Raw genomic sequence first — 9,316 nt, forward strand, 5'->3', positions numbered from 1 at the left:
CGTCCACGCTTCTCTTTCTCAGATGCACTTGTCAAAGAGCTGATCGGGCTGAGAGCCAGATCTCACACCCGGGAGAAACGGAAGCAGGTCCAGGTCGCCCTGGCCCTTGCTGTCTTCTCTCTCGGGATGTCCCGGAGGGCTGATCCGTTCGCTCGGCGCCCCGTCGGTGAGCGGTCGTTTACGGGTAGCCGGCTCGCCTGTCAACTCGGGTGGGATCGACGGCGTGCGGTTACGATCCTAACCGCCTGGGCGTGTCCGTCCGGTCTCGGCGGCGTGAGGCGCCGGCAGCGCCCGTTCCAGCAGCCCGTCGCCGAACAGATCGCGAAAACCCAGATGCGGCATGTGGGCGTAGCCGATATGGCAGCGGCATTGGGCGAGCGGGCAGGGGCGCGGCGTCAGGGCGGCGTCAAAATCGGGGTCGTAGAGGTTGCCGATCCGGGTCTTGACGCTGTGGCAGCGGCGGGCCTCGCCATCGCCGTCGACGCTGATGACGCTCTCGCCGGTGGCGCAGGCGCGGCCGCGGCTGCGGATCCCGGCCCGGTTGAGGCCGAACAGGGGATCGACGGCCTGGAACACCGCGAGGTCGTCCTCGGCGTAGTAGTTCGGCCCCTCGTCCCGATAGGCGTTGACCCACAGATAGATCTCGGGGCGCAAGGCAGCGCGGAGGGCCGCGACGCTCGCGAGGTGCTCACGCTTGCCCACCACCCCGACGCTGTAGCCGATGCCGCGGGCATCGAGGGTGGCGCAGCGGCCGAGAAACCGGTCGAGACTGGTCTCTCCCGGATGGAAGGTGCACCAGAACGCGATGCGCGCCGGATCGCAATCATCGAGCCAGCCGGTCGGCCAGGACAGGTTCGTCTGCGCGGCGACCCGGCGGACTTGCGGCATGCGGCTCAACCGCATCATCGCCGCCCGATAGGCGGGGCGGATCAGGGCCTCGCCCCAGGGCGTGAACAGGATGCCGAGGCTGCGCCGCCTCTGCCCATCGACCCAGGCGACGAAGCGGGCGAGCTGCTCGGCATCCCGCCGCAGGGTCTCGCGGCTGTCACGCCTCTTGGCGAAGGGGCAGTAGGGGCAGGCGTAATTGCAGCTCGCGAGCGGGCCCCGATACAGGATGTCGAGATGACGGCTCACGTCGTCACCGCAGCGCGAAGGCGCGCATCCGCTCGCGCGTGGCGGACGCCTGGAGCCAGGGGCCGATCGCATCCGAGCGTTCGAGGCCGGATTCCGTGAGGGCGAGGGAATCGGAGGAGAGTGTGGCGAGTCCTGCCTCGGCGAGGCTCGACAGGTTCGGCAGGTCGTCGAGGAGCGATGCGCCGAAGTGGTCGGCATAGGCCTGCAACGGCACGCCGGTGCATTGGAGCAGGTGCATCATCACGAAGCGCCGCCGCCTGTCCTCATCGTCGAGCCAAGCGCCGTAATCGGCCCGCCCATGCCGGCCAGCATCGCGGGCGACGTAGTCGGCGATGATCTCGGCGATGCCGGCCTGCCCCACCGCGTAAGGCGTCGAGTAGTGCAGGGTGGCGGTGTAGGAGCGTGCACCGGCCCCGAGCCCCACCATGCCGTCGCGGGCGCAGTCATAGGCGGGGCCCCACGGCGCCTCGGGCCGACGCCGGAACATCCGCATCGAGCCTTGGGCGTAGCCGGCGGCGCGGAGCCGGTCGCGGGCCGCGCGGTAGATCGCGAGGCGGCGCGCGTCCCAGGCGCGATCATCGTCGGCGGAGCCACCGCGCCGCCCGAGCCCGGTGAGCGGCCGGACGTAGAGGGGATAGAGAAACAGCTCTTCCGGCTCCCAGGCGAGCGCCGCCTCGACCGACTCCAGGAAGCTCTCGGGCGTCTGCCCGGCGGCGCCGTAGATCAGGTCGATGTTGAGCACCGGGATGGCGGCGTCGCGGATCGCTCCCAGTGCGGCCTCGACCGCTCCTCGTGATTGCGGCCGGCCCATCGCCCGGGTCTCGTCGGCGCGAAACGACTCGATGCCGATGCTGACGCGCTCGACCCCGTGTGCCCGTAGCACGGAGAGGCGGTCCGGCGTGGTGGTGCCGGGCGCGGTCTCGATCGAGGTCGGGACCGCGGCGGGCGTGGCACCGAACGTCGCCCGCAGGTCGCGGAACAGCCGGTCGAGGTCCGGCGGAGCGAGGAAGGTCGGGGTGCCGCCGCCGATCGCCATCCGGGCCACGCGCACGGCGCCGAGGCTCTCCGCCACCGTCTCGGCCTGGAGCCGCAGGGCATCGAGATAGGGCCCGACCTGGCCTTCGCCCCGTGTCAGGGTGAACAGGTTGCAGAAGCCGCAGCGCATCGCGCAGAACGGCACATGGGCGTAGAGAAACAGCCCCGTCTTCGGCTCCTCCGCCCAGAGCTCGCGCAACCGCACCGGCCGGGCGAGGGGCCCGTAGGCGGTCTTGTGCGGATAGGCGTATTGGTAGCCGCCATAGACCGGCCCGGTCAGGATCGCCGCCGCGTCGCTCATCACGTCGCCTCCGGGATGAACGCATTCACGAGGAACTCCGCATAGGGCACGTCCCAGACCGTCGGATGGGCGAGACGGTGCCCGTGATAGCCGTCCTCGCCGAAGGCGGTGCCGTGATCCGCGCAGAGGATGCAGAGGGTCGGGGCCCGCCGCCCGAGCGCCGTGAAGAGCGGAGGCAAGGCGCTGTCGGCATAGGCGAGGGCGGCCGCTTGCGTCTCCGGGCTCTCCCGGCTCGCTCCGGGCCGATAAGGGCGGGTCGGAGGATGGGTTGCCGAAATGTTGATGAACAGGAACAGGCGCCTCTCCGGGGGAAGCGCCGCGATCCGCTCGACGGCGAGGCCGACCTGGGCGGCGGTGGAGTCGCGCGCCTGCACGCCGAAGGCGGGACGCCAATGGCTCTCGGCGAACAGGCTCGGCAGGACACGCCCGAGAGCAGACCGCTGGTTGAAGAACCCGACGCCGCCAATGCAGAGCGTGTGGTAGCCGCGCCCGGCGAGGCCCGAGACGATGTCGGGCGCGTCGAACACCGCCGTGTCCGGCCCGGTGGTGCGGCTGCCCTCGAACGACAGCGCGAAGTGGCGCTGATGCGGGCCCGGCGCGGCGGGGGTCGGCAGGAAGCCGGCAAAGATCGCCTGATGGGCGGCGTAGGTGAAGCTGCCCGGCGCGTGCCGGCGTTCCCAGGCGCCCCCGGGCAGGAGGCGCGAGAGAGCAGGTGTCCGGCCCGCCGCGAGCGCGGCGCTCGCCACGTCGTAGCGGAGTGAATCGAGCGTCACGAGCAGGATGTCGTGCGTGCCCACCAGATCTGCGGCCCGGATCATGCGGCGCACCCCACGGCACGGCGCCCGGCGATCCAGGCCGGCAGGCACGCGACCTGCCAGTCATAGGGGTCGCACCCCGCATGGCTCACGCGCCGGATCAGGTCGCCGAAGGCGTTCGCCTCGAAGAAGACATGGCGGCGCAAGCCGACCGTCAGAGCGACGTCGAAGGCGACGTGGAGATTGTCCGGGAGCCGGGCGGCGAAACGGCGGCAATCCGACAGCATCGCCTCCCAGGCCGCGGGCGGGGCAAGGGCGCGCAGAATGTCCGCCTCGGCGCGGCGCCCGCCGAGATCGAGGTTGGTGATCGGCCCGTCGGCCAGGCGCAGGACGATGTGGGCCGGCTCGCCGCCCACCACCAGCACCCGCAGGTCGCACGGACGCCCCCCGATCGCCGCCTTGGGCACCCAGTGCTCGACATGCGCGTCCTGCGCCAGGATCGCGTCGACGAGGGTGACCGCACCCGCCCCGCGGAGGCGCCGCAGCCGGTGGGTGTGGTGCAGCGTGCCGTCACCCGGCGCGTGCTCGGCGGAGGAGATCGCCACGATGTCCCCGCCCGCGACCGCGAGCGCGGCGATGCCCGCCGCCCCCGAGCCGTAGCGCGGCTTGACGAAGGCCCGGGACAGCCCGGCGGAGCGCATCGCCTCCCGCAGGGCCGTGACATCATTCACTGGCGGCAGCGCCCGCGGCACCGGCAGCCCCGCGGCCCGCATGGCAGCGTGGCAGGCGCGCTTGTCGTAGAGCAGCGCCACCGCCGCGGGATCGTGGGTCGCGACGACGCCAGGCGGCAGGATGCGCCGCGCGAGCCCGATCGCCGCCGCGAGCCCGGTTTGCACGGCATGGTCGGGGCGCAGCCGCGTGCCTGCCTCACGGCCGGGCTCCTCTTGGCCGGGCTCCTCCTCCTGCGCGCCGGCGAGGCGCAGCAGCGCCCGGCGCATGCGGGGGTCACCTCCGGGGGATTCGAAGCGCAGGAGCCCGCGCCCCTCCGGGAACAGGCCGCCGAGCCGGTCCGGCGCCTCCGCGAAGCTGGCATAATCGAGGATGCGGGCGGGCGGCAGCCCGGCCCGAACCAGCGCGGCGCTGAATCCCGCCGCACGCTCGTCGTCCCCGGCCCCGAGGATCACGCAAGGGGTCAGCGGGGAGCCGGCGGCTTGCATCATTCCGAGACGGCGATGCTGCGGTAGATCGTGCCGCCGTATTCCTCTTCCTCCTGCCGGTCGGAGAGGTCGACGGACGGGCCGAGCCGTTCGAGCCGCGCCACCGTGGCGTCGGTGAGAAAGTGGTGATGCAGGTCGAGCCGCGACAACCGCGCCACCGCGGGCGAGGCCAGAAGCGCCTCCGCGCCCCGATCGGTGAGGTTGCCGAGCGACAGGTCGAGGGTGGTGATCCGCTCCAGCACCGGGGCCTTGGCGAGCGCGACGGCGAGGTCGTCGGCATAGGCGCAGTCGCGCAGGGCGAGGGTCTCGAGCTTCGGAAACAGCCGGCCGGCGAAGAGGTCGGCGAAGTCGTCCGGCGTCGTGTCGCCGCCATAATCCTCTGTGCCGAGCCACAGTTCGAGGTGGCGCAGCTCCGGCGCCCCGGCGGCGAGCGCATCCCGCACCGCCCGCCGCGGAAGCCCGCCCGATTCGAGGATCAGGGCCGTCAGGTGCGGCGCCTCGAACCGGCCGAGCGCCAGGTCGTTGCCGCCGCGCACCTGCATGTGCTCCAGGTTCGGGAAGGCGGGCCAAAGCGCCGAAAGGTCGCTCTGGTTGATCCAGGAGATCTCGTTCTCCTCCGAGATGATGTCGCCGAGGAAGAGCGCGCGCAGGTTGGGGAAGCGCTCGGAATAGGTCACCAGAGCCTCGACGACCTGCTGCGACGAGCCTTCCGAATCGTCGCCCTGCCAGAAGCCGATCACGATGGCCTCGGTCGCCTCGACACCGGGGAGCGCCGCGTAATCGCCGAGCAGCATCGGGACGCTGTCCTCGGAGTCGTACTCGATCCGGAAGCGCGGCACGACGCGGGTCACGTCCCATGTCTCCATCCCGCTCCGGACGTCCTCGACCGGCTTGCCGAAGAAGGTGGTCAGGTTCTCGTAGGGCATGGTCCCGGCTCCTCGGGCTCGCAGCGGGCCGTGTGGTGGGCGGTGTCGGGGTGTCTCAGGTCTCGATCAGCGGGGCGTAATCGGCCGGGTCGTCGAAGCCCGCCGTCCAGGCCACGGCCTGGTGGCAGGTCGTCATGGTGGGGGGCACGCGCAGGAAGTACCGCCGGCCCGTCGAGGGGCAGCCGACCGAGACGCAGACCAGGGGCTCGTCGTTATCGAGCACGACGCGCAGGAGTCGGCGCTCGCCACCGGGGTCGCGGTCCGCATCCAGCTCCTCGGCCTCGGCGGCCGTCATGAATGCCTCGAAGCCGAAGCGCTCCAGCATCACTCGCCGTCGCTCGGCGTTGCGCTCGCCCAGGATCTCGGCGATCCCGAGTTCATGGGGCCGGAAGGCGATGCGCGCATCGACCGGCACGCCGCGCCAGCGCAGGCCGATTCCGTCGAGATGGGCGGGGAGCGCCGTCACGCCGGACCCGGCGACGTCGATCCACGAGGTGACGCGGAACCCCTCCGGCACGCGGTCAATCCGGCCGCAGCCGGCGATGTCGAGCTGTGCGACGATGCCACGCTCTGGCAGCGCGTCGATAAGCGCGCAGTCCCGCAGGTTGAGCCGGCCGCCGCGCAGCGCCAAGTCGTCGGGCAGCCGTCCGAGCGCGGTACAGCCCTGAAGTTCGAGGAAGGCCGGGGACAGCCCAAGCGGCAGCTCTTCGAGGGCGAGGCAGTCGCGCAGGTCGACGATGCCGGCGCGGAGGGACGCCGGCAGGGCCTTCAGCCGGTGGCAGCCCCGGGCGGAGAGCCGGTAATCGATGCGGACGCCGTCGGCGATGCGGGTGACGGCCGAGCCGTCGACCACCAGTTCGCGGCAGCGCAGGCCGCCGCCGATCGTCTCGAGCCGGCTCTCGGACGCCAGGATCCGGTGGCAGACGAGACCGTCCGGTAGCGTGCGGACGGCCTTGTTACGCGGCATGTCGAGCCGGTCGAGCGGGGAGGCAACCTCGACCAGGGTTTCGTGCGGTTGCAGCACGCGCCGGGTGGGGGAGGTCGAGTGGCGGGGCACCGGGCGTCAGTCCTGCACGGTCACGATGCGCTCGGGCGTATACTCGCGCTGGCGCCAGACCCGGTAGACGCCGCGCCCCAGCGTGATCGTGCCGTGCTCGTCATGGACGACGCGGGCCCGCTCCGCCTGCACGTCGAGGTAGAAGCAGCCATCGCCGGCGAACAGGGCGGCAGGATCGGCGACCCGGTGGCTGTGACCGGTGATCTCGCCATGGGCGAGCACGGTATGCGGCAGCGGCCGATCGGCGGCCTCCCGCGGCAGCGTCCGAATTGCCTGGATGAAGATATCACCCTGTCGCCACATGGCAGACTCCGCTGGTTGTCGAGAGCAGCGACCGAATCGATCTCGGCGGCTGTTCCTTATCCGGCTGATGATCGCAGGTATGCGGTCGATGAGGGGGCGGCCTCGACGATCGAGGCAGCCAGGATTACTCTTCGCACGAGACCTAGCCCGAGGGACGATTGCGGGTCAACCGCGATCGTGCCGAGGGCGGGAGAGGCAGGTCGCGCGACCACGATGCGGCGACCTGCTTGGCCAATTGACCGCCGCCGCGCGGTGCGCCTCGGACCCACGCGATCCGGACCCGCCCGAGCGCCGCGCCGGAGCATTGCTGCTGCTGCCGGTCGGCCGTTATCATCGTGCGGTATGACGCGCGGCACCAACGGCCTTTGGCCCCGCCGCGTCTCGCCCATCGGCAACAGGTACGACCATGAAGCGAATGACGGCCGCGATCGTTCTGTTCCTGTCCGGAACGACTCTCGCGATGGCGCAATCCTGCGACGAGTTCTGGTATCAGCGCAACATGATCTACAAGCAGGCGGGGTACTGCTTCAAGACCGCCAAGGCGATCCGGAATTTCGGGAATGCCGGCTGCAGGTACGACGACCAGGCCGACGTCCCGCTGTCCGCACGGGACAGGGCGGAAATCGCCACCATTACGGCGATGGAGCGGGCCCGGGGATGCACGCCCTGAGGGGCGACGCACCGGCCATCCGGGCGGGATCGTGTGCCCCATCCGCGGGCGCGCCATCCTGCGTTGCGCCGCCGGGAACGGGTGATCGGATCACCGCGCGACCCCACCATGCGGGGCGTGGTTCGCATAAGGTAGGTTATGGAATATGATTGAGCATCGGCTTGGAGCCAGCAAGCCATTCATATCGCAGGGCTTTCGTGACTCCGTCGCCTCTCGGCTTCATGCAGTCTCGCCGCCCATTCCGGTCGCTACATCCCGTAGCCGATCCGCCACGGTGCGGGCGAGCTCGACGGCTTGCCCGCGGATATCGGGCACCGCCGTGCGCTCCCATAGGGTACCGCGCAGCAGGGGCCAAGCGTCCAGAGCGGCCGGTCGGCCTCGCCGCGTTGGTCGACCAAGGCGAGATCATCGGTCACGGCAAGGCCGAGCCCGAGAGCATCCGGGCGGATCAGTCCACGGCTCATCAGGCGGCGCAGCAGCAGGTCGTCGGTCTCCGCGACACGTCCGACGCCGGACGCATCGATGATCCGCTGCACGTCGACGATCCGCGTCGCGGCTGCGCCGCGCTCGCGCAACGCGACGCGGGCATAGCCGGCCTGGTCGTCGATCGCGATCGGGCGGGCGCGCATCACGGTCAGCCCGCCGCCCGCGCGCTCTCGCTCCACGATCGTGGCGGCCGGCGGCGCCATCCGGTGCCGATGCACATCCCAGAAGGCACGGACATGGCGCAGGAAGCGGCGCTGTTCCGCCAGCGGCAGGCTACGCCAGAGCGCAATGCTGTCGCCTCGCAGCGAATCGACCACGCTGCGCCAATCGACCCCCGCCACCGCGGCGCGGCGCGTCTCGTCGCGCAGGACGCGCAGCAGCGCGAGAAGCGATGGCCGCGCTGCGGCCGGTATCGCGGGCGCGGGCCACGGAACCGTCGCATCATGGACGTGCGGCAGCAAACCGTGGCGCGACACGGCGAGGATCGGGCCGGCGAAGCGGCGCTGCCGCAGGGCCGCGACGGCATCGACCATGGTCAGCCCGGTCCCCACGATCAGCAGCGGCAGGTCGGGCCGCAGGTCGTCGAGCGGAGCATCGTCCCAGGGATCGACCGCGTAGCGGCTGCGCGGGCCGCGAGGGGCCCGCAGGTTGCCGCACGCCAGGATGGCGCCTGCCACGCGGCGGCGGCGTCCAGCCGCGAGGGTCAGGTCGAAACCGTCCTCCGCCGGTGCCAGGTCGACCACTTCGTCGTTCTCGAGCATCAGATGCGGGGCTGGCCCGGGCTCGGACAAGGCCGCCAGCAGCAGGTCGGTGAGGTAGCGGCCGTAGAGCCCACGGGCCGCGAACAGCCCGGCCGGCGTCGAGCGGGTCCACGCCGCCCGATCGAGCGGGCATTCTTCCAGCCAGCGCGAAAAGTGATCAGGTCTGTCGGGGAACGCGCTCATGTTGGAGGCGCGCACGTTGAGCAGGTGATCGGTGCAACCGGTCGCGTAAGCGAGGCCGCGCGCGAAGGCACCCGACTTCTCGCACAGCAGGACCGGGCGCTCCGGCATCAGCCGGCTCAGATGGAGAGCCGCCATGGTCCCGCTGAACCCGGCGCCGATCACCGCAATGGGTGGAAGGATCGTCCGCATTCGTCGTCGGTCTCCTGCGTCTCGTGCATGATGTAGAGGAAGCAGGCTGATCGGTCTCGGTTTGGCGGATCGTGACGGCGCGCAAAGGAAGAGCATGCCGGCGGCGGCGACTGGGTAGCCCCCCTGCCCTCGCCCGTCACCACGACCGCAACCGTCCGATCCCACCCGTGTTGACAGGCGAGCCGGCTACCCTTAGACAGCCGCTCACCGACGGGGCGCCGAGCAAACGGCTCAGCCCTCCGGGACATCCCGAGAGAGAAGACAGCAAGGGCCAGGGTGACCTGGACCTGCTTCCGTTT

9 protein-coding genes are annotated in these 9,316 nt (G+C 71.1%); 1 reads left to right on the forward strand and 8 read right to left on the reverse strand.

What is annotated here, in order from left to right; all coding sequences use genetic code 11:
- Positions 1-237: 237 nt before the first annotated feature.
- The 7 genes from VP06_RS31925 to VP06_RS31955 are packed head-to-tail and all read right to left on the reverse strand — an operon-like array spanning position 238 to position 6,728.
- The gene (locus VP06_RS31925; protein WP_048467850.1) at positions 238-1,134 is read right to left on the reverse strand and encodes an STM4011 family radical SAM protein; all 897 of its coding nucleotides are present in this window, start codon (positions 1,132-1,134) and stop codon (positions 238-240) included.
- Between the two features lie 4 nt (positions 1,135-1,138).
- Positions 1,139-2,470, reverse strand: coding sequence for an STM4012 family radical SAM protein (locus VP06_RS31930; protein WP_048467851.1), 1,332 nt, complete (start codon positions 2,468-2,470; stop codon positions 1,139-1,141).
- Positions 2,470-3,288: an STM4013/SEN3800 family hydrolase gene (locus VP06_RS31935; protein ID WP_048467855.1), complete on the reverse strand. Its 819-nt coding sequence runs from the start codon at positions 3,286-3,288 to the stop codon at positions 2,470-2,472. Before VP06_RS31935 ends, VP06_RS31930 begins: the two co-directional genes overlap by 1 nt.
- Positions 3,285-4,409, reverse strand: a complete 1,125-nt coding sequence (locus VP06_RS31940) for an STM4014 family protein (RefSeq protein ID WP_156295875.1) — start codon at positions 4,407-4,409, stop codon at positions 3,285-3,287. The genes VP06_RS31935 and VP06_RS31940 overlap by 4 nt, the downstream gene beginning before the upstream one ends.
- A gap of 32 nt (positions 4,410-4,441) precedes the next feature.
- Positions 4,442-5,368 (reverse strand): STM4015 family protein, encoded by a 927-nt coding sequence (locus VP06_RS31945; RefSeq protein ID WP_048467852.1) that lies wholly within the window; start codon positions 5,366-5,368, stop codon positions 4,442-4,444.
- Positions 5,369-5,423: 55 nt separating this feature from the next.
- The gene (locus tag VP06_RS33985; RefSeq protein ID WP_053082125.1) at positions 5,424-6,425 is read right to left on the reverse strand and encodes a DUF6745 domain-containing protein; all 1,002 of its coding nucleotides are present in this window, start codon (positions 6,423-6,425) and stop codon (positions 5,424-5,426) included.
- 6 nt (positions 6,426-6,431) lie between these two features.
- The gene (locus VP06_RS31955) at positions 6,432-6,728 is read right to left on the reverse strand and encodes a hypothetical protein (protein WP_048467853.1); all 297 of its coding nucleotides are present in this window, start codon (positions 6,726-6,728) and stop codon (positions 6,432-6,434) included.
- Positions 6,729-7,134: 406 nt separating this feature from the next.
- Here VP06_RS31955 and VP06_RS31960 point away from each other — a divergent pair, with 406 nt between their 5' ends.
- The gene (locus VP06_RS31960; RefSeq protein WP_048467854.1) at positions 7,135-7,398 is read left to right on the forward strand and encodes a YARHG domain-containing protein; all 264 of its coding nucleotides are present in this window, start codon (positions 7,135-7,137) and stop codon (positions 7,396-7,398) included.
- A gap of 248 nt (positions 7,399-7,646) precedes the next feature.
- Here VP06_RS31960 and VP06_RS31965 read toward each other — a convergent pair whose 3' ends face one another.
- Positions 7,647-9,017 carry an FAD/NAD(P)-binding protein gene (locus VP06_RS31965; protein WP_245291396.1) on the reverse strand — a complete coding sequence of 457 codons (1,371 nt, stop codon included), beginning with the start codon at positions 9,015-9,017 and terminating at the stop codon, positions 7,647-7,649.
- Between the last annotated feature and the right edge of the window lie 299 nt (positions 9,018-9,316).

It is taken from the genome of Methylobacterium aquaticum, from assembly GCF_001043915.1.
In the GTDB taxonomy this organism is placed as follows: domain Bacteria; phylum Pseudomonadota; class Alphaproteobacteria; order Rhizobiales; family Beijerinckiaceae; genus Methylobacterium; species Methylobacterium aquaticum.

What these genes read in the sequence shown, in the direction of transcription:
- VP06_RS31930 (WP_048467851.1), bottom strand. Translation starts at nt 2,470, where the DNA reads ATGAGCGACGCGGCGGCGATCCTGACCGGGCCGGTCTATGGCGGCTAC.
- VP06_RS31935 (WP_048467855.1), bottom strand. Translation starts at nt 3,288, where the DNA reads ATGATCCGGGCCGCAGATCTGGTGGGCACGCACGACATCCTGCTCGTG.
- VP06_RS31945 (WP_048467852.1), bottom strand. Translation starts at nt 5,368, where the DNA reads ATGCCCTACGAGAACCTGACCACCTTCTTCGGCAAGCCGGTCGAGGAC.
- VP06_RS31955 (WP_048467853.1), bottom strand. Translation starts at nt 6,728, where the DNA reads ATGTGGCGACAGGGTGATATCTTCATCCAGGCAATTCGGACGCTGCCG.
- VP06_RS31960 (WP_048467854.1), top strand. Translation starts at nt 7,135, where the DNA reads ATGAAGCGAATGACGGCCGCGATCGTTCTGTTCCTGTCCGGAACGACT.
- VP06_RS31965 (WP_245291396.1), bottom strand. Translation starts at nt 9,017, where the DNA reads ATGCGGACGATCCTTCCACCCATTGCGGTGATCGGCGCCGGGTTCAGC.